This window comes from Streptomyces sp. DSM 15324 (assembly GCF_001514285.1).
Classification (GTDB): domain Bacteria; phylum Actinomycetota; class Actinomycetes; order Streptomycetales; family Streptomycetaceae; genus Streptomyces.
Genome location: NZ_KQ949023.1, coordinates 914,736 through 937,938, shown reverse-complemented (window position 1 = coordinate 937,938; position 23,203 = coordinate 914,736). Strand labels below are relative to the sequence as shown.

20 protein-coding genes, 1 pseudogene and 1 riboswitch are annotated in these 23,203 nt (G+C 71.6%); of the genes and pseudogenes, 12 read left to right on the top strand and 9 right to left on the bottom strand.

Translation table 11 applies throughout. The features are described 5' to 3' along the window. Nucleotides 1-64: 64 nt before the first annotated feature. The gene (locus AQJ58_RS04050; protein WP_067244786.1) at nucleotides 65-922 is read right to left on the bottom strand and encodes a MaoC/PaaZ C-terminal domain-containing protein; all 858 of its coding nucleotides are present in this window, start codon (nucleotides 920-922) and stop codon (nucleotides 65-67) included. A 347-nt stretch (nucleotides 923-1,269) separates the two neighbouring features. Between AQJ58_RS04050 and AQJ58_RS04045 the strand changes: the two genes are divergently transcribed. Both AQJ58_RS04045 and AQJ58_RS04040 read left to right on the top strand, forming a co-directional pair. After that, nucleotides 1,270-2,724 carry a sensor histidine kinase gene (locus tag AQJ58_RS04045; protein WP_079078684.1) on the top strand — a complete coding sequence of 485 codons (1,455 nt, stop codon included), beginning with the start codon at nucleotides 1,270-1,272 and terminating at the stop codon, nucleotides 2,722-2,724. Nucleotides 2,725-2,756: 32 nt separating this feature from the next. After that, nucleotides 2,757-3,389 (top strand): response regulator transcription factor, encoded by a 633-nt coding sequence (locus AQJ58_RS04040; protein WP_067245756.1) that lies wholly within the window; start codon nucleotides 2,757-2,759, stop codon nucleotides 3,387-3,389. A gap of 390 nt (nucleotides 3,390-3,779) precedes the next feature. Here the strand turns inward: AQJ58_RS04040 and AQJ58_RS04030 are convergent, their stop codons facing one another. Beyond that, nucleotides 3,780-4,433 carry a class I SAM-dependent methyltransferase gene (locus AQJ58_RS04030; RefSeq protein WP_067244783.1) on the bottom strand — a complete coding sequence of 218 codons (654 nt, stop codon included), beginning with the start codon at nucleotides 4,431-4,433 and terminating at the stop codon, nucleotides 3,780-3,782. A 225-nt stretch (nucleotides 4,434-4,658) separates the two neighbouring features. Beyond that, nucleotides 4,659-6,389: an MFS transporter gene (locus AQJ58_RS04025; RefSeq protein ID WP_067244781.1), complete on the bottom strand. Its 1,731-nt coding sequence runs from the start codon at nucleotides 6,387-6,389 to the stop codon at nucleotides 4,659-4,661. A 270-nt stretch (nucleotides 6,390-6,659) separates the two neighbouring features. On the opposite strand from AQJ58_RS04025, the gene AQJ58_RS04020 reads away from it, so the two are divergent. The 6 genes and pseudogenes from AQJ58_RS04020 (at nucleotide 6,660) to AQJ58_RS04000 (ending at nucleotide 11,048) form a co-directional block, all read left to right on the top strand. Then, a complete protein-coding gene (locus AQJ58_RS04020) occupies nucleotides 6,660-7,655 on the top strand; it encodes an N-acetylmuramoyl-L-alanine amidase (protein WP_079078683.1) in 996 nt (331 codons plus the stop codon). Between the two features lie 143 nt (nucleotides 7,656-7,798). Then, nucleotides 7,799-8,317 carry a hypothetical protein gene (locus AQJ58_RS43235; RefSeq protein WP_067244779.1) on the top strand — a complete coding sequence of 173 codons (519 nt, stop codon included), beginning with the start codon at nucleotides 7,799-7,801 and terminating at the stop codon, nucleotides 8,315-8,317. A 101-nt stretch (nucleotides 8,318-8,418) separates the two neighbouring features. Then, nucleotides 8,419-8,592: pseudogene (locus tag AQJ58_RS44215) on the top strand (N-acetylmuramoyl-L-alanine amidase); the annotation flags it as partial. 168 nt (nucleotides 8,593-8,760) lie between these two features. Then, a complete protein-coding gene (locus tag AQJ58_RS04010; RefSeq protein WP_067244778.1) occupies nucleotides 8,761-9,570 on the top strand; it encodes a DUF5336 domain-containing protein in 810 nt (269 codons plus the stop codon). Nucleotides 9,571-9,666: 96 nt separating this feature from the next. Then, the gene (locus AQJ58_RS04005; RefSeq protein WP_067244776.1) at nucleotides 9,667-10,677 is read left to right on the top strand and encodes an LLM class F420-dependent oxidoreductase; all 1,011 of its coding nucleotides are present in this window, start codon (nucleotides 9,667-9,669) and stop codon (nucleotides 10,675-10,677) included. 80 nt (nucleotides 10,678-10,757) lie between these two features. Further along, a complete protein-coding gene (locus AQJ58_RS04000; RefSeq protein ID WP_067244774.1) occupies nucleotides 10,758-11,048 on the top strand; it encodes a hypothetical protein in 291 nt (96 codons plus the stop codon). 60 nt (nucleotides 11,049-11,108) lie between these two features. On the opposite strand, the gene AQJ58_RS03995 is transcribed toward AQJ58_RS04000, so the two are convergent. The 3 genes from AQJ58_RS03995 to AQJ58_RS03985 are packed head-to-tail and all read right to left on the bottom strand — an operon-like array spanning nucleotide 11,109 to nucleotide 14,298. Beyond that, the gene (locus tag AQJ58_RS03995) at nucleotides 11,109-12,179 is read right to left on the bottom strand and encodes a prenyltransferase/squalene oxidase repeat-containing protein (protein WP_067244772.1); all 1,071 of its coding nucleotides are present in this window, start codon (nucleotides 12,177-12,179) and stop codon (nucleotides 11,109-11,111) included. Then, nucleotides 12,176-12,922, bottom strand: coding sequence for a class I SAM-dependent methyltransferase (locus AQJ58_RS03990; RefSeq protein WP_067244770.1), 747 nt, complete (start codon nucleotides 12,920-12,922; stop codon nucleotides 12,176-12,178). The genes AQJ58_RS03995 and AQJ58_RS03990 overlap by 4 nt, the downstream gene beginning before the upstream one ends. Next, nucleotides 12,916-14,298: a glycosyltransferase family 4 protein gene (locus tag AQJ58_RS03985; protein WP_067244768.1), complete on the bottom strand. Its 1,383-nt coding sequence runs from the start codon at nucleotides 14,296-14,298 to the stop codon at nucleotides 12,916-12,918. The genes AQJ58_RS03990 and AQJ58_RS03985 overlap by 7 nt, the downstream gene beginning before the upstream one ends. Before the next feature lie 220 nt (nucleotides 14,299-14,518). Here AQJ58_RS03985 and AQJ58_RS03980 point away from each other — a divergent pair, with 220 nt between their 5' ends. The 3 genes from AQJ58_RS03980 (at nucleotide 14,519) to AQJ58_RS03970 (ending at nucleotide 18,914) form a co-directional block, all read left to right on the top strand. Continuing rightward, complete coding sequence (locus AQJ58_RS03980) at nucleotides 14,519-15,196, top strand: TetR family transcriptional regulator (RefSeq protein ID WP_067244767.1); 678 nt, start codon at nucleotides 14,519-14,521, stop codon at nucleotides 15,194-15,196. A 5-nt stretch (nucleotides 15,197-15,201) separates the two neighbouring features. Continuing rightward, nucleotides 15,202-16,620, top strand: a complete 1,419-nt coding sequence (locus AQJ58_RS03975; RefSeq protein WP_079078682.1) for a pentapeptide repeat-containing protein — start codon at nucleotides 15,202-15,204, stop codon at nucleotides 16,618-16,620. A gap of 365 nt (nucleotides 16,621-16,985) precedes the next feature. After that, complete coding sequence (locus AQJ58_RS03970; RefSeq protein ID WP_067244765.1) at nucleotides 16,986-18,914, top strand: tetratricopeptide repeat protein; 1,929 nt, start codon at nucleotides 16,986-16,988, stop codon at nucleotides 18,912-18,914. Nucleotides 18,915-18,940: 26 nt separating this feature from the next. Continuing rightward, nucleotides 18,941-19,116, bottom strand: a riboswitch (TPP riboswitch). Between the two features lie 77 nt (nucleotides 19,117-19,193). Here the strand turns inward: AQJ58_RS03970 and AQJ58_RS03965 are convergent. Together AQJ58_RS03965 and AQJ58_RS03960 are read right to left on the bottom strand one after the other, a co-directional pair. Further along, a complete protein-coding gene (locus AQJ58_RS03965; RefSeq protein ID WP_067244763.1) occupies nucleotides 19,194-19,427 on the bottom strand; it encodes a ferredoxin in 234 nt (77 codons plus the stop codon). A gap of 7 nt (nucleotides 19,428-19,434) precedes the next feature. Next, complete coding sequence (locus tag AQJ58_RS03960) at nucleotides 19,435-20,892, bottom strand: aldehyde dehydrogenase (RefSeq protein WP_067244761.1); 1,458 nt, start codon at nucleotides 20,890-20,892, stop codon at nucleotides 19,435-19,437. A 105-nt stretch (nucleotides 20,893-20,997) separates the two neighbouring features. Between AQJ58_RS03960 and AQJ58_RS03955 the strand changes: the two genes are divergently transcribed. Beyond that, the gene (locus AQJ58_RS03955; RefSeq protein ID WP_067244759.1) at nucleotides 20,998-22,029 is read left to right on the top strand and encodes a Strvi_7410 family MBL fold metallo-hydrolase; all 1,032 of its coding nucleotides are present in this window, start codon (nucleotides 20,998-21,000) and stop codon (nucleotides 22,027-22,029) included. Here AQJ58_RS03955 and AQJ58_RS03950 read toward each other — a convergent pair. After that, complete coding sequence (locus AQJ58_RS03950) at nucleotides 22,026-22,853, bottom strand: phosphotransferase (protein ID WP_079078681.1); 828 nt, start codon at nucleotides 22,851-22,853, stop codon at nucleotides 22,026-22,028. The two genes, AQJ58_RS03955 and AQJ58_RS03950, sit on opposite strands and share 4 nt — an antisense overlap. Between the last annotated feature and the right edge of the window lie 350 nt (nucleotides 22,854-23,203).

The window sequence follows — 23,203 nt, the reverse complement described above, 5'->3', positions numbered from 1 at the left end:
GTTCGGGTTTTGGGTTTGGTTCGCGTTTCGAGCTGGTCTGGGGGGGCGGGTGCAGGTAGCAGGTTCAGGAGTGTTCGGCGATCGTGTCGGCGAGGACGGGCGCGTCGTCCCTCTCCACGGCGCTCACGGCGACCCGCACCTCGCCCTGCCCGCGCCACATCCGGATGCGCAGGGTCTCGCCGGGGAAGACGACCCCGGCGAAGCGGGTGGTGTACGACCGCACCCGGCTCACGTCGCCGTCGAGCAGCGTGTCGACGACCGCCTTCAGGGTGATCCCGTAGGTGCACAGGCCGTGCAGGATGGGCCGGTCGAACCCGGCGCGCTTGGCGAACTCGGGGTCGGCGTGCAGCGGGTTGTAGTCGCCGGAGAGGCGGTAGAGCAGCGCCTGGTCCTCGCGCACGGCCCGCTCGACGGTCCGGTCCGGTTCCCCGGCGGGTGGGTCGAGGCGTCCGGACGGCCCCCGGTCACCGCCCCAGCCGCCCTCCCCGCGGACGAAGATCTGGGCGTCGTTGGTCCACAGAGGGCCCTCGGCGTCGGCCACCTCGGTGCGCATGACCAGGACGGCGGCCTTGCCCTTGTCGTACACGGCGGCGATACGGCCCGTCGCGGTGGCGGTGCCCTCGGTCGGCAGGGGGCGGTGGATCTCCAGGCGTTGACCGCCGTGCAGGACGCGGGCGAGGTCGACGTCGACGCCGGGCATGGACAGCCCGCTGATCACCCCGGGTGAGCCGGAGCCCGCGACGGTGGCGAAGCTCGGCAGGACGTGCAGGCGCGACTCCAGGGTGTACCGCAGCTCGCCGGGGTCGGTGGCGGGGATTCCGGCGCCGATCCCGAGGTGGTACAGCTGGACGTCCTTACGGGTCCAGGAGATCTCGCCGGACCGGGGTTCGGCGGCGAGGGCCTTGGCTGCGTCGATGGGCATGGGGCTCCTGTGTGTCCTTCGAGGGCACGGTCCTGTCCGAGACCTCGGTGCGACCGTCCGCACCGATCGGGCGCACCGAGGCCGTTGCGCGCCGATCTAGAACGCGTTCCAGTCCGGCGCCTTTTGTATAGCCCAGGGCTCGACAGTTGTGAAGGCTCCTGACGGGGTGTCAGAGATGCGGGTGGGTGCGGCTCGACGCCGGGCCGGGGCAGGCTCGGGTCGGGCTCCGGGCCGGCTCGGGGCTGTGACATTCGTACCGGTGCACCGGTGACATCCCGCTCTGCCGAAGCGCCGCCGGGGGCCGTAGCGTCGAGGGTGTGGACACCGCTCGAACGGGGGCAGCGAAGATGACGAGGTCGACACCGGCTGAGGGCCGCTCCGGGTGGTGGCGGGCGCTCGCCACCCGCCGGGAGAGCTGGCGGGCGCGCGTCCGGCGGGCCGGGCAGCGGGGCCCGGAGTGCAAGGAGCCCGAGCCCCCGGGCCCGCCGTCGCACCCCTTCGCCCTGCTGCCCTGGCTGCTGCTGGGCATGGGCGCCTTCTCGAACCTCTTCCAGGGCGAGACCCCCAACCCGCTGCTCGGCGGCCTGGGCGTGCTCACCTTCAACTCCTGCTACATCTACGTCGCCGTCCGCGCCTTCGTGAAGGAGAAGCGGGAGTCGCTCTCCACCCGGGTGGCGCTGGCGGTCATGGCGCTGGTGACCATCGGTCTCGCCCTCGGCTACGGCGGCAGCTGGGTGCTGTTCTTCCCGCTGCTCGGCCTCGCGACGGGCGCGTCCCTGCGCGGCCGGCCGCTGAAGTACGCCGGGGTGGCGCTGGCCGTCGTGGCGGCCGCGGTCGCCTTCCGCCGCGAGGGCTGGGGCGGCCTGGACACCGCGTACGCCACCTGGATCTCCACGATCGTGACGGCCGTGATCCTGAGCCTGTCGGAAGCGGTCCGGGAGCTGCGGGCGGCGCGCGAGGAGCTGGCCCGTCAGGCGGTCGACCAGGAGCGGCTGCGTTTCTCCCGGGATCTGCACGATCTGCTCGGGCACACCCTCTCGGTGATCGTGGTGAAGTCGGAGGCGGCCCGCAGACTGGCCCCCGCCCGGCTCGACGACGCGCTCACCCAGATCGCGGACATAGAGTCGGTGGGCCGCCAGGCGCTGACGGAGATCCGGGAAGCGGTCACCGGCTACCGCGAGGGCAGCCTCGCGACCGAGTTGGACCGGGCCCATTCGGCGCTCACCGCGGCGGGCGTGGAACCGTCCGTGCACCGGGAGGGGGCGCCCGTGGAACCGCGGACCGCGGCCCTGCTGGGCTGGGTGGTGCGCGAGGCGGTCACCAACGTCGTCCGGCACAGCGGCGCCACCCGCTGCGAGATCACCGTCTCCGGGACGCCGGAGCGGGTCTCCCTCACGATCACGGACAACGGCAGGGGCACCGCCGGCAGCGACGGCACCGCCGGCAGCGACGGCACCGCCGGCAGCGACCCCGAGGGCACCGGCACCGGTCCTGTTGCCGCCTTCGCCCACGGCACCGGCACGGGTCTGACCGGCCTGCGGGAGCGCCTGGCGGCGGCGGGCGGCTCCCTGACGGCGGGCCCGGGCCGACGCGGCGGCTTCACGGTCGTCGCCGACCTTCCGGTGGAGCCGGGCTTCGGGGGACCGGAGCGGCCAGACGCCCTGCTCGGCCTCTTCGCATCCGGTCCGGGACCAGGCACCCCCGCCATCACCATGTGCACCTCCCCGTCCGCCTCGGCCCCCGCGACCGCACCCGCAAGGGAGGTGCCGTCCCTCCAGGTCGGCCCTACGCTTGGGCCGTGAACGACATGCCCGGTGGCCGGCCGGTGAACGAGATGCCCCGCGACCGCCGTCCCGCCCGCTCGATCAGGGTCCTGCTGGCGGAGGACCAGGGCATGATGCGCGGGGCGCTGGCCCTGCTGCTGGGGCTGGAACCGGACATCGAGGTCGTCGCCCAGGTCGGCACCGGGGACGCCATCGTGGACGCGGCCCTGGTCCACCGCCCCGATGTCGCCCTGCTCGACATCGAGCTGCCCGGCATGAGCGGGCTGGACGCCGCCGCCGTCCTGCGCGAGGAGGCGCCCGGCTGCCGGGTGCTCATCCTGACGACGTTCGGCAGGCCCGGCTATCTGCGCCGGGCCATGGAGGCCGGGGCCGCCGGCTTCCTGGTCAAGGACGGTCCGGTGGAGGAGCTGGCGGAGGCGATCCGCCGGGTGCTGACCGGCGAGACGGTGGTCGATCCGGCGCTCGCGGCGGCCGCGCTCAGCGCCGGTCCCAACCCTCTCACCGCCCGCGAGTGCGACGTACTGAAGGCGTCGGCGGACGGGGTGACGGTCGCCGACATCGCGGCGAGGCTGCACCTCTCGGAGTCCACCGTCCGCAACTACCTCTCCGCCGCCATCGGCAAGACCGGCACCCGCAACCGGACGGAGGCCCTACGCGAGGCCCGCCGCCAGGGCTGGCTGTAGCGGACAGGGTCCTCGGCGTCCCGGCAGTCCCCCGGCCCGGCAGTCCCACCGTCCCCACCGTCCCTGCCGTCCCTGCGGTCCCCACCGTCCCTGCCGTCCGGGCCGTCCGGGCCGTCCGGGCCGTCCGGGCCGTCCGGGCCGTCCGCACTATCCGGACCCGTCCGCGCCATCCGCGCGGCCCCCGCCTCCGCACCGTCCGCGCCGTCCCCAACGTCCGGGCCATCCAGGCCATCCGGGCCGTCCGCACTATCCGGACCCGTCCGCGCCGCCCCCGCCTCCGTGCCGTCCGCGCCAGCCGGACCCGTCCGCGCCATCTACGCCGTCCCCAACGTCCCTGCCGTCCGGGCCGGTCGCGCCGGTCGCGCCAGTCGCGCCGTCCGGGAGAAGGATTCAGATCCCGGCGCCGGTGCGCCGCAGCACCCGCAGTGAGCCGGTGTCGGAGACCTCCGTGAAGGCGCCGGAGGCCAGGGCGCGCAGGTAGACGCGGTAAGGGGCCTGGCCGGTGAACTCGTCGACGGGGTCGGGGAAGACGTCGTGGATGACGAGGAGGCCGCCCTCGGCGACATGCGGGGCCCAGCCCTCATAGTCGGCGGTGGCGTGCTCGTCGGTGTGACCGCCGTCGACGAAGACGAGACCGAGCGGCGAGTTCCAGATCTTCGCGATCTGCGGGGAGCGTCCGACCAGGGCGACGACGTGCTCCTCCAGCCCGGCCCGGTGCAGGGTGCGGCGGAAGGTGGGCAGGGTGTCCATCAGCCCGATCTCCGGATCGACGGTCTCCGGGTCGTGGTAGTCCCAGCCCGGCTGCTGCTCCTCGCTGCCCCGGTGGTGATCGACGGTGAGCGCGACGACCCCCGCCTGCCGGGCCGCGTCGGCCAGCAGCACCGTGGACCGCCCGCAGTAGGTCCCGACCTCCAGCAGCGGCAGCCCGAGCGCCCCCGCCCCGACGGCAGCCGCGTACAGCGCGAGCCCCTCGTCCACGGGCATGAACCCCTTGGCCGCCTCGAACGCGGCGACTACCTCGGGCTTGGGGGCGGCGGCAGGCATGGGGCGCCTTTCGGTCGTACGGGAGGTCGGCGGCCCCATGCTGCCGTACCCCCTGCCGGGCATGCGACAGGGGGTACGGAGAGGGATTCCGAGGGGCGTGGGGGGCGCCCGTCAGGGATGTGAGGAGGGTTGTCCGGGGGCGCTTGTGCGGAGCGCGGGAACCCCGCCCCGCGCGCCCCGCCTCCCGCACCCCGCGCCCCGCGCCCCGCACCCCGACAGCCGCTTCTAGGCGGTCACCGTCTCCCCGGGCAGGGACAGATCCAGCTCGACCGTCCGCTCCTCCCCGTGATGGGACGCGGACGACGCGAGCGGCCCGTGGCCGAGGGCCTCGGCGGAGACGACGTACGCCCCCTGCGCGGGGACGGTCAGCGCATAGCTCCCGTCCTCGCCCGAGACGGTCGCCCCGGCCTGCCGCCCGCGGTGGTCGATCAGCGTGACCGTGGCGCGGGCCACCGGCGCGCCCTCGGCGTCCAGCACCAGCCCCCGGAAGCCGCGCAGCACCTCCTCGGCCCGCTCGACGACCTCGTCCTCGGCGCTGCTCGCCCGCAGCTGCGGGGCCCGCTTCGTCTTCGGCAGCATCAGGGCGAAGAACAGCCCGACGGCGACGGCGCCCGTGGCGATCAGGAAGGAGACGCGGAAGCCGTGCATGGTGGGGACCGCGACACCGTTCACGTCGTTCGCCGTGTTGGCGAGCACCATGCCGATGACGGCGCTCGACACGGACGTACCGATGGACCGCATCAGGGTGTTGAGGCCGTTGGCCGCGCCGGTCTCGGAGGCCGGGACCGCGCCGACGATCAGCGCGGGCAGCGAGGAGTAGGCGAGACCGATGCCCGCGCCGAGGACGACCGCGATGACCAGGCTCTGCCAGGCCGCGCTCATCAGGCCGAGGCCGGCGCCGTAGCCGACGGCGATGATCAGCATGCCGAGGATCAGGGTGACCTTGGGACCGTACTTGGCGGACACCCGGGCGTAGACGGGCGCGGTGAACATCATCGTCAGGCCGAGCGGGGCGACCAGCAGTCCGGCGACGACCATGGACTGGCCGAGGCCGTAGCCGGTGGCGGTGGGCAGCTGCAGGAGCTGCGGAAGGACGAGCGAGACGACGTAGAAGCTGACGCCGACCATGATCGAGGCGAGGTTGGTGAAGAGGACGGCGGGACGGGCCGTGGTGCGCAGATCCACCAGCGGGGCGGCGCTGCGCAGCTCGTAGACGCCCCACAGGACGAGGACGACGGCGGAGGCGGCGAACAGACCGAGGGTGGTGCCGGAGGTCCAGCCCCAGTCGCTGCCCTTGGTGATCGGCAGCAGGAAGAGGACGAGGCCGGCGGAGAGGCCGAGCGCGCCCGGCAGGTCGAAGGAGCCCTCGGCGCGCATCGGGGACTCGGGGACGACGAGGAGGGTGAGGCCGATGGAGAGGGCACCGAGGCCCGCGGCGCCGTAGAAGAGGGCGTGCCAGTCGGCGTGCTGGGCGACCAGGGCCGCGGCGGGCAGGGCGAGGCCGCCGCCGACGCCGATCGAGGAGCTCATCAGGGCCATCGCCGAACCGAGCTTCTCGCGGGGCAGCATGTCGCGCATCAGCCCGATGCCGAGCGGTATCGCGCCCATCGCGAAGCCCTGGAGGGTGCGGCCCACGATCATCGGGAGCAGGGTGCTGGTGAGCGCGCTGACCAGGGCGCCTACGACCATCACGGCGAGGCTGAGGATCAGCATGCGCCGCTTGCCGTAGAGGTCGCCGAGGCGTCCCATGATCGGGGTGGCGACGGCGCCGGACAGGAGGGTGGAGGTCAGGACCCAGGTGGCGTTGCTGGGGGCGGTGTCCAGCAGCTGCGGCAGGTCCTTGATGACCGGGACCAGCAGGGTCTGCATCACCGCGACCACGATGCCCGCGAAGGCGAGCACGGGGACGACGGCTCCGCTCGCCTGGCGGGTGGGCCGGTCGGTCGTGTGCGTCATGGGGTGGGGCCTCCGGGGCGGGACGTTCAGGGGTACGTGGAGCCTGAACCTGTATGCACGGGCAACTATTCCGATGCTTCAGCCCCCTAACGATTTCTTTAGCTTCTCTTGGGGAAACGGGGCCAGGCGGGGGGACGGCAGAACGGGAGAACGGGTCCGCGCGCCCCTCGCCCCGAAGGCGAAGATCCACAGCGATGACGGTCTGGCGCGACGGCCGGGAGGGGGCGCGGTTCGCCAGTCCCGGCGGGGGTGCCCGCTAGGGTGGCAGGCGTGTCCTACACCGGTCCGCACTCCGACCCCTTCGGCCCCACCGACCCGTACGACCCCTACGGCTCTCCCCGGCCGCGCCGCTCACCGCTGCGGCGCACGCTGACGGTCGCGCTGGCCGCGCTCGTGCCCGGGGCGCTGCTGGGATGGCTGGTGTACGAGGCTCTGGGCGGATACGGGAACGGCGGAAACGGCGGGAACGGGGCGGCGGGGGCGGGGGCCTCGACAGGGGCCGTCGGCTCCCCCTCCGGAGGCACCCCGGACGACAAGCCCGGCACCCTCTCCGCCACGACTGCCGCCGCCTCCCCCGGTCAGGACGCGGCCACCCCCCTCAGGGGCAAGGTCGTCGTCATCGACCCCGGGCACAACGTCACCAACTCCCAGCACACCGCCGAGATCAACCGCAAGGTGGACATCGGCACCAACTTCAAGGAGTGCGACACCACGGGGACGTCCACCAACGCGGGGTACAGCGAGGCGCGGTTCACGCTCGATGTGGCGCACCGGCTGCGCACGCTGCTGCTGGGGCTGGGCGCGACGGTGAGGCTGACGCAGGACGGGGACCGGCCGTTCGGTCCGTGCGTCGACGAGCGGGCCCGGATCGGGAACGCGGCGCACGCCGACGCGGTGGTGTCGATCCACGCGGACGGATCGGCGCAGGGGAACCGGGGCTTCCATGTGATCCTGCCGGGTCTGGTGCACGAGGGGGCCGCCGACACCCGGTCGATCGTCGGCCCGTCGAAGGCCCTGGGGAAGCTGATCGCGGACGACTTCGCGCACAGCACCGGCAGTTCACCGTCCAACTACATCGGCGACGGCACCGGGCTCGACATCCGCAAGGATCTCGGCGGTCTGAATCTGTCGACGGTTCCGAAGGTGTTCATCGAGTGCGGCAACATGCGCGACAGCTCGGACGCGGCCCTGCTGACCAGCGCCGCCTGGCGCCAGAAGGCGGCGCAGGGCATCGCCGAGGGGATTGCGGCCTTCTTGCGCACATGACCCTCGCACGACACTGGCTCAATGTCGTCATGGCCATGCTCAGATCTTTCTCAAGTCCATTGCGGACTCCTGCGCCCCTTTGATCAACTCCGATCGGCCAAACGTGATCGAAGAAATTCTTCAACGATCAAAGGGGGAGCAGAATGAAAAGCCGTCACCTGATCCGGTTCGGGACCGCGGTCACCGCTCTGACCACATGCCTGGTCGGCGTCGGCTCAACAGCCGAAGCTCAGCCGACAGAACGCTCCACCGACATCCACGCCGTCACCGCGGCCGCCGCCTACCCGCTCGGCAAGCTGGTGAACGTCAGGTCCGCCGGGACGAAGTGTGGCACGTCTCCGATCGCGAAGGCGTCCGGGTCCGGCGGTATCAGGCTCACCATCTCCGAAACCAAGTCGGTGAGCACGACGCTCTCCGCCGACATCGGCGTGAGTTACAAGGTCATCAGCGCGGGCGTCGGCTGGAATGTCCAGAAGAGCCGCAGCATCACGGTCAGCGGAAGCCGAGACGTTTCCCGAGGAAAGCACGGCACTCTGACCGCCTACGCGAAGTACAGCGGGAAGAAGTTCGACATCTTCGACAACCTTTCGCAGAAAATCGTCGAGCGGAACAAGAAGGCCTACAAGCCGATCGGCGTCTGCTTCACCTACAAGGAGAGGTAAGTCCCGCTCGTCGTCTTGATGACTCGGCGCGAGGTCCGACACCGACCACCCTCCGCCACCGTCACTGGCGTTCACTGCGATCGCTTTGGCGCAACGCCGCTCTCGTCACACGTGAGAACCTGCGCGGTCTCAATCTGTCAACGGTTCCGTCCGCGTTCATCGCGTGCGGCTTCCCGCGCGATACGAAGGACACGGCACCGCTGACCAGCGGCGCCCGGAGGCAGACGGCGGCGCAGGGGATCTCTGAGGGAATCGTGTGTTTCCTGGGCGGGTAGTGATCCGCACGCCGATCCCGGCGGACAGTCCGATCGCGCGGGCGATAGTGTCGTCCCTGCAATCAGGGGGTTCCACGCGCTTCACACCGGGGCCCGAGGGCGGCAAGGTAACAGCGACGCCTCTACCGACGTACCGATGACGACGAGACGACTGACGAAGGACCTGAAGTGAATATCCGCTCCCTCACTCGGGGCGACGGCGTGGTGATCGGAGCAGCGGTGTTGCTGTTCATCGCGTCGTTCCTCGACCTCTACTCGATCGACGGCGTGCCCGACAACATCGACCTTCCGAGCCTGTGGGGCAGTGGACCCGTTCTGCTGGGTGTCGTCCTCGCGGGAATCATCGGTGCCGCGATCGTCATCGTCAGCAGGATGCTGCCGCAGGAGCGCAAGGTCCTCGGGCTGGACCTGCGTCAGTTCGGTGTGGCCTTCACGGTCTTCGCCGCATGGGGCGCGCTCGGTAACGTCTTCGACCCGGCAGGCGGCTACGACAATCTCGGCGACAGCTCCAACGGACCGGACGCCGGCACAGGCCTGATCATCGCCCTGATCGCCACCCTGCTCCTGGCCGGTGCCGCGGTCGCCACCCCCCTCGTGCCCGCGCTGCAGGCCGGGCTCGTGCCGGCGCCGAAGCCGCCGACGCCTCAGCCGTACGGGGCGCAGCCGCCGGCCGGTTACGGCTATCCGGGGGCGCAGCAGCCGGGCGGTTTCGGTGGGCAGCCGCAGCAGGGGCAGCCGTTCGGGGCGCAGCCGGGGCCGGCCGCGCAGCCGCCGGCGCCGGAGTTCTCGCCGTTCTGGTTCGCGGTGCCGGTGCCGCGGCCGCTGTATGGGGAGGACGGTGCGCCGATGCCGATCGCGGAGCTGGCGCCGGGCACGTGGTACCTGGCGGTGGAGCAGGGTGCCCAGGGTCTGGTCGCGCAGACGCAGGACGGGCGGCGTGGTGTGCTGCGGGACACCTCGGGTATCCAGCGCGGCTGAGTTCGAAGTCCTCGTCGACGGCCCTTCGCCCTTCCGGGTGGGGGGCCGTTGTCGTACAGTCGCAGCCCGTGTCTGACGGTTCGTCAGGAGGTAGGCATGCGGCTCGGTCTCGCGCTCGGCTACTGGGGCCGTGGCCCCGCGCCCGGTCATGTGGAGCTGGCGCTGGAGGCGGAGCGGCTCGGGTACGCCTCGGTGTGGACGGCGGAGTCGTGGGGGTCGGACGCGTTCACTCCGCTGACCTGGATCGCGGCGCGGACCTCGCGGATCGGATTGGGGACGGCGGTGGCGCAGATGGCGGCGCGTTCTCCCACGACGACCGCGATGCAGGCGCTGACGCTGGACCATCTGTCGGGCGGGCGGATGATGCTGGGGCTCGGGCTGTCGGGTCCGCAGGTGGTGGAGGGCTGGTACGGGCGGCCGTTCCCGGCGTCGCCGCTGACCGCGACCCGGGAGTACGTGGACGTCGTACGGCAGGTGCTGGCGCGGCGTGCGCCGGTGGAGCTGGACGGGCGGTTCCACGCCCACCCCTACCGGGGGGCGGACGGTACGGGGCTGGGGCGGCCGCTCAAGTCGATCACTCATCCGCTGCGGGCGGATCTGCCGGTGCTGCTGGGCGCGGAGGGGCCGCGGAACGTGGCGCAGACCGTGCGGATCGCGGACGGGTGGCTGCCGTTGTACTGGTCGCCGGGCCGGCCGGATGCGTACGGGCCGGGGCTGGAGGGGCTGCGCGAGGGGTTCGTCGTGGCGCCGCTCGTGCGTGCCCAGGTCTGTGCGGAGGTGTCCGAGGGGCTGTTGCCGGTGAAGGCGATGCTCGGGTTCTACATCGGGGGCATGGGGCACGCGACCCGTAACTTCCACGCCGATCTGATGGGGCGCATGGGGTACGAGGAGGAGGCGCGGCGGATCCAGGAGCTGTTCCTGGCGGGGCGGCGGGAGGAGGCGGTGCTGGCGGTGCCCGACGCCTTCGCGGACGAGATCTCGTTGGTCGGCCCGCGGGAGCGGATCGCGGAGCGGCTTCAGGCGTGGCGCAAGGGGCCGGTGACGGACCTGCTGGTCGTGGCACCGGATCCGGAGACGCTGCGCGTGCTGGCCGAGCTCAACTCGTAGCAATCCCCCGCCGAGGGCGGTGGGATGACGGTGCCTCGCGGGCGGGTTTCGGACGGGTGGGAGCGGTAACCCGCAGGAGCATGTCCAGATATCGCAACGGCGCGAACCAGGCCGGCACCGTCATCGCGGTCGTGGCCGACGTGATGGCCCTGATCCTGGGCCTGTGGATCCTGATGTACCTGCTGGACGCCAACCGTGGCAACGAGTTCGTCCAGTTCGTGCATGACGTGGCCCGCTGGCTGGCGGGCTGGTCGCATGACCTGTTCACCTTCGACGAGGCATGGGCGAGGGTGGTGGCGGGCTATGGCCTGGCGGCGGTGGTGTACCTGTTCGTCGGCCATGCCATAGCCAATCGGGTCCACCGCCGCTGAGACGCGACCCGCCGTGGGGCGCGCCGCGCCGGGCGCGCCCCACGGCGAACGGCGAACGGGTCAGCCGCAGCAGTCCGCCTCAAGCCCCCAGGGCAGTTGTTCTCCGCCGAACACCGCACAGGTGGCCTCGTGTCCGCCCAGCGCGGCCACCGCGAGCAGCAGCGACCCGGCGGTCCAGGTGGTCAGTTCCCGGGGCCATATCGCCCGGTCGTCGAAGACGAACCCGGTCCAGTAGAGCCCCGACTCCGGGTCCCGCAGGTGCTGGATGGACTGGAGGATCTCCAGCGCCCGGTCGGACTCGCCCACCGCCCACAGCGCCAGGGCGAGTTCGGCCGACTCCCCGCCCGTCACCCACGGGTTGGGCACGACGCACCGCACGCCGAGTCCGGGCACGACGAACCGCTCCCAGTCCTGCTCTATGCGGGACTTGGCCTCCGCGCCGGTCAACGCGCCGCCCAGCACCGGGTAGTACCAGTCCATGGAGTAGCGGTCCTTGTCGAGGAACCGCTCGGGGTGGCGTCGTATGGCGTGCCGCAGTGAGCCCGCGGCGAGTTCCCAGTCCGGCTGTGCTTCCTCGCGCTGCTCGGCGATGGCCAGGGCGCAGCGCAGGGCCTGGTGGATCGAGGAGGACCCGGTGAGCAGAGCGTCGGCGGTGGGTGTGCCGTCGTCGTCCTGCCGCCAGCCGATCTGTCCGCCGGGCTGCTGGAGTCGCAGCACCCATTCGACGGCCGCGTAGACGGCCGGCCACATGCGGTCGAGGAAGGTGTCGTCGCCGGTGGAGAGGTAGTGGTGCCAGACGCCGACGGCGATGTAGGCGACGAAGTTGGACTCGCGGCCGGGGTCGGTGACGTCGTCGTGGGCGCCGTCGGCGTAGGCGGCGTACCAGGAGCCGTCCTCGTTCTGGTGGCGGGCGAGCCACAGGTAGGCGCGCTCGGCGGCCTCGTGCTCACCGGCCGCGTCCAGGGCCATGGCGGCCTCGGTGTGGTCCCACGGGTCGAGGTGGTGGCCGCGGAACCACGGGATCGCGCCGTCCTCCCGCTGGACGGCGAGGATCCCGGCGACGGTCGCGGCGGCCTGCTCGGCGGTGAGGACCCCGGGCAGGACGAGGTGCTCTGTCCGGGGGGTCGTCACCGGGTGGCCGCCTCGACGTCGGTGCGGGGCAGGTGCGGCTTGGTCGCGTAGGCGACGAAGCTCTTGCCGATGAGCGGGTTGAGTGCCTGTTCGGCGACCCGGGTGGCCAGCGGCTTCTTCATGATGTCCCAGACCAGGAGCTTGTGGTACGCGCGTACCGGCAGGGCTTTGTCGTTGTCGACGCCGAACGCGCACTTCAGCCACCAGTACGGCGAGTGCAGCGCGTGGGCGTGGTGGGTGCCGTACGGCGTGAGTCCCGCCTCGCGGATCTTGCCGAGGAGTTCGTCCGCCCTGTAGATGCGGATGTGGCCGCCCTCGACCTCGTGGTAGGCGTCGGAGAGGGTCCAGCAGACCTTCTCGGGGCCGTAGCGGGGCACGGTGATGGCGATGCGGCCGCCGGGCTTGAGCACCCGGACCATCTCGGCGAGGACGCCCTTGTCGTCGGGGATGTGTTCCATGACCTCGGAGATGATGACGACGTCGAAGGACTCGTCGGGGAAGGGCAGGGCCAGGGCGTCGCCCTCCACGGCGGTGGCGGTGGCGCCCTCGGGAGCCTCGCCGGCCTCCTTCATCGCGGCGAACCACTTGGCGACCTCGCGGATCTCCTCACCGTTCTGGTCGAGGGCCACGACCTGGGCGCCGCGCCGGTAGCACTCGAAGGCGTGGCGTCCGGCCCCGCAGCCGAGGTCCAGGACTCGGTCGCCCGGCGCGAGCGGGAACCGGGAGAAGTCGACGGTCAGCACGTGGCCCTGCTTTCGCGATCGGATGCTCGGTTTACGACGTCAACATCTTCGGGCACGGCGGTCGTCGGGCGGCGGGCGCCCCCGGCTATCGCCTCGCGGTAGCGGGCCACGGTTCCCTCGGCGGCCCGGGCCCAGGTGAAGTTCGCGAGCACGCGCTCGCGTCCGGCGGCGCCGAGCCGGGCGCGCAGGTCGGCGTCGCCGAGGAGCCGGCCGAGGCCCGCCGCGAGCGCTCCCGCGTCGCCCGGGGGTACGGCGAGGCAGGTCTCGCCGTCGCGTCCGGCGACCTCGGGGATGGCGCCGCCGGTGGTGGCGAGGAGCGGGGTGCCGGTGGCCATGGCCTCGGCGGCGGGCAGGCTGAAGCCCTCGTAGAGGGAGGGCACGCAGGCGACCTGTGCCGAGCGCACCAGGTCGACGAGTTCGGCGTCGGAGATGCCCTTGACGAACTCGACGGCGCCTTCGAGGCCGTAGCGTTCGATGCCCTGGGCGACGGGCCCCTCGGTGGGGCGCTTGCCGACGACGACGAGGTGGGCGTCGGCGTACTCGGTGCGGACCTTCGCCAGGGCGTCGACGAGGTGGACGAGTCCCTTGAGGGGGACGTCGGCGCTGGAGGTCGTGACGATCCGGCCGGGCACGACGGGCACGGACGGGTCGGGGGAGAACAGGTCGGTGTCGGCGCCGATGTGGACGACGTGGATCCGGTCGTCGCGGACGCCGAGGTGGTCGACGATCTCCTGGCGGGAGGTGCCGGAGACGGTGAGCACGGAGGGCAGCCGGCGGGCGACGCGCTTCTGCATCCGGGTGAAGGCGTACCAGCGGCGTACGGAGTAGCGGCGCTGCCATCCCTCGGCGGCGTCGAGCTCCAACTGGCGGTCGACGGTGATGGGGTGGTGGATGGTGGTGACGAGGGGTGCGCCGACGTCGCCCAACAGGCCGTAGCCGAGGGTCTGGTTGTCGTGCACGACGTCGAACTCGCCGTGCCGGGCGCGCAGATGGCGGCGGGCGCGCAGGGAGAAGGTGAGCGGCTCGGGGAAGCCGCCGGTCCACATGGTGGCGACTTCCAGGGCGTCGATCCAGTCCCGGTACTCGTCGCGTCCGGGGGTGCGGAAGGGGTCCGGGGAGCGGTAGAGGTCGAGGCTGGGCAGCTCGGTGAGGGTCAGGCCCTCGTAGCCCTCGTCGAGGACGGGGTACGGCTGCGAGCCGATGACCTCGACCCGGTGGCCGAGCCGGACCAGTTCGCGCGACAGGTGCCGGACGTAGACGCCCTGGCCGCCGCAGAACGGGTTCCCCTTATAGGTGAGGAGCGCGATGTCGAGCGGTCGCCCGCCGTCAGCGGCGGGGTCACGCCGGGACCCCGCCCGAATGGCCTCAGCGGTCACTCCGGGCCCCCTTCTGCCTGCGCTGTCCCGCGACATTACGACGAGACGCTAACCTAGAACAAGTTTCAGACTTGATCGTTCGGGAGGCTCCGAATCTACCGGCTGGTAGGGGTGCCGGGAGAAGTGGATCAGGTGATTCCCGCCACGGCTCACCGCGCCCCGGCGGCCCTGCCATGCTGTGTGATCACAGAGCCTCACCGACTGTCACGGAACGGGATCCATGCCTGCGGAAGACTCCACCCAGCGCCCCGCCTCCTCTCCCCTCACCGAGCGGCAGCAGGCCCGCCGCCGGCGCATCCTGCACGCGAGCGCGCAGCTGGCCAGCCGGGGCGGTTTCGACGCCGTACAGATGCGGGAGGTCGCGGAGTCCTCGCAGGTCGCCCTCGGGACGCTGTACCGGTACTTCCCCTCCAAGGTGCATCTGCTGGTCGCCACGATGCAGGACCAGCTGGAGCACATGCACGGCACGCTCCGCAAGAAGCCGCCGTCCGGGGAGCGTCCGGCGGAGCGGGTCGCGGAGACCCTGATGCGCGCCTTCCGCGCGCTCCAGCGGGAGCCGCACCTGGCCGACGCGATGGTGCGCGCGCTGACCTTCGCCGACCGCAGCGTCTCCCCCGAGGTCGACCAGGTGTCCCGGCAGACGACGGCGATCATCCTCGACGCGATGGGCCTGACCGACCCGACGCCCGAGCAGCTCTCGGCGGTCCGCGTCATCGAGCACACCTGGCACTCGGCCCTGATCACCTGGCTCTCGGGGCGGGCCTCGATCGCCCAGGTCCGGATCGACATCGAGACGGTGTGCCGCCTGATCGACGTGACGGACCCGGCGGGGCCGCCGCTCCGGTCGGCGCACACAGCGGCGCCCACCGCAACCGACCGCAGGCGAGGGCAGTCCTGACCAGAGTGATCCCTCATCCGTCCCGGCGCCGCCTCGAGCGACGCGGTCTACGTCTGTGGCCGGTCGGCCTCGCACTCGGCGTCACCTTCACCACCGCGGTCCTGGTGGCGGCCTCCGTGTTCTTCACCGGGTGGGGCCTGCTCGATGCACACGGCCTCAAGCCGGAACGCCGCATCGACTCCAGCACCCTGTTCGACCTGGTCAAACTGTCGTTCGGGGTCGTGGCCGGTGCTGGAGCCCTGGTGGCCCTTGTCGTCGCCTACCGGCGTCAGCGCGTCGACGAGGACGGCGCTCTGCGCGAGGCCACCCGGCTGCACACCGAGCGCTTCACCACCGCTGTCTCCCAGCTCGGCGCCGAATCGCCCGCCGTCCGCCTCGGCGGAGTGCACGCCCTCGCCGGTCTCGCCGACGATGCCCCCACCCGCGCGCTCCGGCAGACCTGCATCGACGTCCTCTGCGCCTACCTGCGGCTCCCTTACACGGCCGAAGGCGATCTGCCGCCCGGCATCCCGGAAGCCCGGCACACCTACCGAGCGCTACGGGAGGTCCGGCACACCGTCATCCGTCTTGTCCGTGATCACCTGCGCCTGCAGCGGGAGCATCAGCACTCCTGGCAGGGCCACGACTTCGACTTCACCGGAGTGGTCTTCGACGGTGGCGACTTCTCCCGGGCGGACTTCGGCGACAGTGCGGCCAGGTTCACCGGCGCGACCTTCGCGGGGGACATCACCTTCGCCGGTGCCCGGTTCGCATCAGGCGGTACGACGGATTTCACGCACACGGTCTTCGCCACGGGGGCAGCCGACTTCGGTGGCTCTGCCTTCTCCGGCGGCGTCGCTGACTTCACCGGGGCGGAATTCCGCGGGGGAACGGTCTACTTCAGCGGTTGTGTGTTCACGGGCGGCACGGTCCTGTTCCACGGCGCCCGGTTCACCGGAGGCACGGTCTCCTTCAGCAGCACGCCGTCCTCGACCGCCTCGGCCGACACAGAGTTCTCGGGCGCGACGGTGGACTTCGGTGACGCGGCGTTCTCAGCCGGGCGGGTCGTACTCGACCGGGTGACCGTCTCCAGGGGCCTGGTCACCTTCGCCGGCGCGGAGTTCTCCGGCACCCGGGTCGGCTTCGACGGCACCCGGTTCTCCGGAGGCACGGTGAACTTCACCGACACCGTGTTCTCCGCCGGAACGGTCAAGTTCACCCGCACGGTATTCGCCGGCGGAACCGTCGCCTTCGACAACGCGGCCTTCATCGGCACCCTGGTCGACTTCGGCCGCAGGACCGTCTCCGGCGGCACTCTCGACTTCACCGGTGCCCGCGGCACGGCACCGGCGGGTCTGCTGCCTTCGGGCGGACCGCAGTCCCCTTGGCCGACGGGGCTCACCGTGCCATCGGTCTGGCGTCGGACGACTCCCCAGTCACCCTGAAGGGCCCCGCAAGGGCGGCGACGGCAGGCGCGGGCGCGAGGGCCCGCCACCCGGGCGTTTCGGGTCCGCCGGGCCTGCACATATCTCCCTGGGGCAGGGCGTTCATGACGTGCCGTCGGCTGCCCGGAGCCCGACGGGCGGCATCATGAGCCTTCGCATCACGCCCTGAAGACGGGCGCGTGTGCGGCGACAGCGCAGGAGGGGAGCGAGCCATGCGGGATCACAGCACGCCTTCCGGATCAGGCCGGCCGGACGGCGGGGCGAGGGCTCCCGGGGCAGTCCCGGACGCCCTCGCCCCGCCGCTTTCCCGGCCCGCCGCTCCTCATCAACTGCCGCGAGCGGCCACGTTCTTCACCGACCGCACCATGGAGATCACACGGCTGGACGCGGCAGCCCACGAGAACAACGGCCTCACGGTGGTGTCCGGGCAGGCCGGTGTCGGCAAGAGCGCACTGGCGGTGTGGTGGGCGCACCGGATGAAGGACCGGTTCCCCGACGGTCAGCTCTACACCGACCTGCGCGGCTATCACACGCTGCCGCCACAGCCGCCCGAAGAGGCGCTGCACTCGTTCCTGCTGGCTCTCAACTCCCCGATGGACGATCTGCGAGGTCATCTCGACGCCATGTCGGCCAGGTTCCGCTCCCTGCTCCACGGCAGAAGAGTGCTGATCGTCGCCGACAATGCGCGGAACGCCGAACAGGTGGTGCCCCTGCTGCCCGGCACCCCTGAGTGCTGTGTGGTCGTCACCAGCCGCAGCGACCTGAACTCTCTCGCAGCAACCCATGGAGCCGGTCAAGTGCCCCTGCGACCGCTCCCGCAACGGGACGCGGTCGAGCTGTTCTCCCGCGTGTCAGGACAGACCAAGACCCAGCAGGTCGCTACGTTGATCAGCCAGTGCGGCAGGCTGCCCCTCACCGTACGCATCGTCGCTCAGCAGAGCCAGGGCCCCGAGGACATCGCGGCCCTCATCGAGGACCTGACCGATCCCGATGAGCGGCTGGCTGTCTTGACCAGCGCCGACGAGGAGACGGGCATGCGGCTGGTGCTCTCGTGGTCCTACAACGGACTCACGCCGGAGAAGGCTCATGCCTTCCGGCTGCTCGCGCTGCACGCGGGCCCCGACTTCTCCCACGCCTCCGCCGCGGCATTGCTCGGTGTCCGGACCGGGACAGCACTGCGTCTGCTGCGCGCCCTCAAGTCGGACAATCTGTTGGACGAGGTGTCCGACCGGCGGTTCCGGTTCCACGACCTGATCCGGGACTACGCCCGCGAACGGGTTCTCGCCGAAGAGCCCGAGGCCGTTCGCGACGCCGCGATCCGCCGCGAACTCCGCTTCTACCTCCGCTGCTGCGACAGCGTCGACCGAGTGCTCGCGCCGCAGCGCCGGCACGTCCCGCTGGATGAGGACGACGGCCTGCCGCAGCCGCTGCCCGTCTTCGGCTTCGACGACCACACGTCGGCGCTCGCGTGGTGCGATGCGGAGATGGTCAGCCTGGCGGCCGCCGTCGATCAGGCCATGCAACGCCGCATGCACGACATGGCCTGGAAGATCCCGATCGCCCTCATCTACTACTTCGTGGTCCGCCACCATCACGCATATCGCCACGATCTGTCCGCCATCGCCCTGCGGGCCGCCCGTCTGAGCCACAACACCTGGGCGGAGATCTGGGCCGAGATCTGCCTCGGCGGGGCGACGGGCGAGGTCGGCAGGCACACCGAGGCCGCCACACACTTCACCAATGCGCTGAACCTCAGCCGGAGAACCGGCGACCGGCACTGGGAAACCATCGCCCGCTACAACCTGGCGTGGACACTGCGGGTTGCCGGCCGCTACGAGGAGGCGTACGTCCAGCAGCAAGAAGCCCTGCGGCAGCACACCGGGGAGGGCAACCAGCGCAGTCAGGCGATCAGCCTCAATGAACTCGCCACCATAAGTCTCATCCTCGGCCGACCTCAGAGAGCACTTGAACACCTCATGGCCGCGCTTCCGCTGTGCCGGGAGGCGGAGGATCTGCTGACCGAGGCCGCGGTCCTCCACCAGCTGGGTGCGGCCAGCAGTCGTCTGGAAGACCGGACGGCGGCCATGGACTGGTACGGACAAGCCGTCGCCGTCCGGCGCAGGGCGGACGACCGCCCCGGGCTCGCGGAGTCCCTCGTGGAGCTGGGCCGGCTTCGGATCGAGTCGAACCTCGATGTGGCCCGCGAAGCGCTGGGGGAGGCGCTGAAGATCATGGAGCTGTTGCAGGACCCGCGGACCGAGGAGGTGCGGAGCCTGCTGAGCAGTCTCCTGTGACCAGGCAGGAGCCGCCTGGACGCGAAGAACCTACGAGACGGGTTCCCTTCGCCGGTATTGCCCGGATCAGGTATTGGGGGTCGCCGTCCGGCCCGACTGCTGCCTTTCGGCCTCTCAGCCCTACCGTCGACGTCGGCCTCAGCGGATGCCTTCGCGTCTCGCTGTGGTCGGCTACTCCGGTCGGACTCCCTCACTCGCCTCGTAGGCCACTACCAGGATAGAACTCCTCAAACCGGATGGAACCCCCCAAAGGGAAGATTTTTTCACTCGCCGGGGGTCTCAGTCCTCCGGCGGGAACACCGCCTCCCCGCTGTCGAGCAGGGTGATGGCGATCGCCTCCACCGGGCAGCTCTCCGCCGCCGTCAGCACCCGCTCGTTCGCGTCCGCGTCCGGGGCGAGCGGGTGGGACTGACGGGCGGTGTCCAGGCGGAAGCCGTCCGGGGCGTGGTGGATGCACTGGGCCGAGCCGATGCACAGCGAGCGGTCGACCTCCACGTGCCAGCGGTCCCCCATGGCCCTCTCAGCCCTCCCAGCCCGCCGGCAGGTGGATCATCTTGTGTTCGAGGTACTCGCCGAAGCCCTCGGGCCCGAACTCCCGCCCCAGTCCGCTGTTCTTGTAGCCGCCGAACGGGCCGAGCATGTCCAGGCTGAAGGTGTTGACGGAGTACGTCCCCGTACGGACCTGGCGGGCGACGTCGATGCCGTGCGCCACGTCGGCCGTCCACACGCTGCCGCTCAGCCCGTAGTCGGAGTCGTTGGCGATCTTCAGCGCCTCGGACTCGTCGCCGTAGGGGAGCAGACAGATCACCGGGCCGAAGATCTCCTCGCGGGCGATCCGCATGGAGTTGTCGACGTCGCCGAAGAGGGTCGGCTCGACGTACCAGCCGCGGTCCAGGCCCGCCGGGCGGCCGCCGCCGGTGAGGACCTTGGCGCCCTCCTCCTGGCCGATGCGGATGTAGTCGAGGTTGCGGCGCTGCTGGCGCTCGGCGACCAGGGGGCCCACCTGGGTGGCCGGGTCCAGCGGGTCGCCGACGACGAGGGCGCTCGCGGCGGCGGCGAAGGCGTCGGCGAACTCGTCGTAGCGCGGGCGCGGCAGCAGGATGCGGGTCTGGGCCACACAGGCCTGCCCGTTGTTCATCCAGGCGGCCGGGACGATCCCGGCGACGGCGGACTCCAGGTCGGCGTCCGGCAGCACGATCGCGGCCGACTTGCCCCCGAGTTCCAGCGTGACGCGGGTGAGGTTGCGCGCGGCCACCTCCATGACCCGCTTGCCGGCGGCGACGGAGCCGGTGAAGGAGACCTTGTCGACACCGGGGTGACCGACCAGGTACTCGCTGACCTCACGGTCCGCCGGCAGGATCGACAGCACCCCCTCCGGCAGCCCGGCCTCCCGCGCGATGTCCGCCAGCAGATAGGCGTCCAGCGGCGACTCCGGCGACGGCTTGAGGATCACCGAGCAGCCCGTGAGCAGCGCGGGCGCGAGCTTGGCGGCGGCGACGAACTGCGGGACGTTCCAGGGGACGACGGCCGCGACCACGCCCACCGGCTCACGCCGGACGAGGATCTTCCCGAGCACGCCGGCGCGGCGCTCCTCGTAGGTGAAGTCCCGGGCGACGGTGATCGCCGCGTCCCAGACCATCATCGCGCCGAGGGCCTGGGCGAGGACGCTCCAGGAGTACGGCGAGCCGTTCTCGGAGGAGATCACGCGGGCGATCTCCTCGTGGCGTATCGCGATGCCGTCCTTGATCCGGCCGACGACCGCGATCCGCTCGTCGAGGGAGAGCCGCGACCAGGGCCCCTCGTCGAAGGCCCGCCGAGCGACGGCGACGGCCCGGTCCACATCGGCCGCGCAGGCGTGCGGCACCCGCCCGATGACTTCCTCGGTGTGCGGCGAGATCACCTCGATGACGGCATCGCCCAGGGGGTCCGTCAACTCTCCGCCGATGAACAGCTTTCCGTGTTCCACGAGCTCAGCCATGGCCACTGCCTTCGTCCGCATCATTTCTGACGGTGTTTCAGAAACTGATACCAGTTCTAGTTATAGTGGGCAATGGCCACGGATCGGCCGGGGGACGGAGGGCAGATGGCGGCGAGCGCGACGTTCGATCACGGCGGCGGGGTGCGGTCCCTGCGGGTTCCCATCCCTGACAATCCCCTGGGGTTCACGCTGGTCTATGTGGTGGACACCGACCGGGGACCGGTGCTGGTCGACACGGGGTGGGACGACCCGGCGTCGATGGACGCGCTCGTCGACGGGCTCGCCGCCTGCGGGACGGCCGTGTCGGAGGTGCACGGGGTCGTCATCACGCACCACCATCCCGACCACCACGGGCTCTCGGGCAAGGTGCGCGAGAGGTCCGGGGCGTGGGTGGCGATGCACGCGGCGGACGCCTCGATCGTGCGCCGCACGCGGGAGACCCGCGCCGAGCGCTGGTACACGTACATGTCGGCCAAGCTGGCCGCAGCCGGCGCACCCGAGGAACACATCGCCCCGCTCCGGTCGGCCCGGCGCCGTACGCTGCCCGGGCTCTCGCCCGCGCTGCCCGACCGGGAGATCGTGCCCGGCGAGCTCCTCGAACTGCCCGGCCGCCGGCTGCGCGCGATCTGGACGCCGGGCCACACCCCCGGCCATGTCTGCCTCCACCTGGAGGAGGAGCACCCGGCCGGCCTGCCGGGCCGCGGCCGGCTGTTCTCCGGGGATCATCTGCTCCCCGAGATCAGCCCCCACATCGGGCTGTACGAGGACCCCGACGACACCACCGTCACCGACCCCCTCGGCGACTACCTCGACTCCCTCGAACGGGTCGGCCGGCTCGCCCCCGCCGAGGTCCTCCCGGCCCACCAGCACCCCTTCACCGACGCCCCGTCCCGGGTGGAAGAGCTGCTCGCCCACCACGAGACGCGCCTCACCGGTCTCCTCGCCCTGCTCGCCACCCCCCTCACCCCCTGGCAGCTCGCCGAGCGCATGGAGTGGAACCGTCCCTGGGAACAGATCCCCTACGGCTCTCGCACCATCGCCGTCTCGGAGGCCGAGTCCCATCTGCGCCGCCTGGTGAAGCTGGGGCGGGCGGAGGCGGTACCGGGGAGCGATCCGGTGACGTACGTGGCCGCCTAGGCGCGGCCCGTGTCACGCGGGAGCCGTGCCGTTCGCAGGAGGGAACTGTTCCCTCTCCTTCGCCGCCCGGCCCACCCGTCGGCCGCCGCCAGCGAACGGATCAGCTCCCCTGCCGCCCCCAGGAGTCCGACCTCCTCCTCGCTCATCGTCGGATTCGCCGCCCGCCGCCGCAGCGCCTCCTCCAGGCCCTCCTCGTCGAGCCCGGACTCCGGCGCGGGATCGGGCGCGGCAACCAGCCCGGCGTCGAGCCCGGAGTCGAGCCCGGAACGGGCGGCGAGCAGCGCCGTCAGGGTCGCGCGGGCCGCCTCGGCGTACCGCTCGGCGGAGACGGCGGCCTGGGCGAGGATCACCGCGGACATGCCCCAGTCCAGGCCGGGGTCCCCGTCCTCCGCGGTGCCCCAGTCGATGACCCGGGGGCCGTCGGCGGTGAGGATCACGTTCTCGGGGTGGAGGTCGAGGTGCAGGACGCGCAGCCCGGGCCTGGACGGGGAGCGGCCCGGCACGGTGTGCAGTTCGCGCAGCAGCCGGGCGAGGAGGGTGCCCCCGGTGGCGAAGTCCAGCGTGCCCGCCGCGAACGCCTGGAGCATCGTCGGCCCCTCGAGGCGCTCCATGACCAGGTCGGCGCGCGAGGCGACGGTGCGTACGGCGGGCGCGGGATAGCCGTGCCGCCGTACGTGCTCCATGACCGCCGCCTCCGCGGCCGCGTCGCACCAGCCCTCCCGGTCACGGCGCAGCACCCACGCGCCGTCGATCTCGTACACGTCCGCCGTACGGCCGGAGCCGAGCAGTCTGCCCGGGACCGGCGCCCTCCCCGTGGTGGTCATGGCCAGAACCTAGCGCGTTCGAGACCGCGGTCACTTTCCCGGACCGTTGACCGGTGAACCACCCCACATGACCCACATCACCTACTATCCACTATAGTGGTGCATATCGGATGCCATGCCCATGCCATCACCCCCTCTGACCTGCACTTTGCGAGCCACGTCACACAAGCGACCATCACCCCCACTACGGCCACAACTAGCAAAAGGGGTCTTTGCGGACGGCTCCCGACCCTGCTTCTCTGGATGACGTCGCACGGCGCCGACCCGCCCCCCGGGCCTCGGCGCCGACGCACGCAGGCAGCCAGACAGGCCACCGGCCGGTCACCCCGCAAGCGCACCGCGACCGCCAT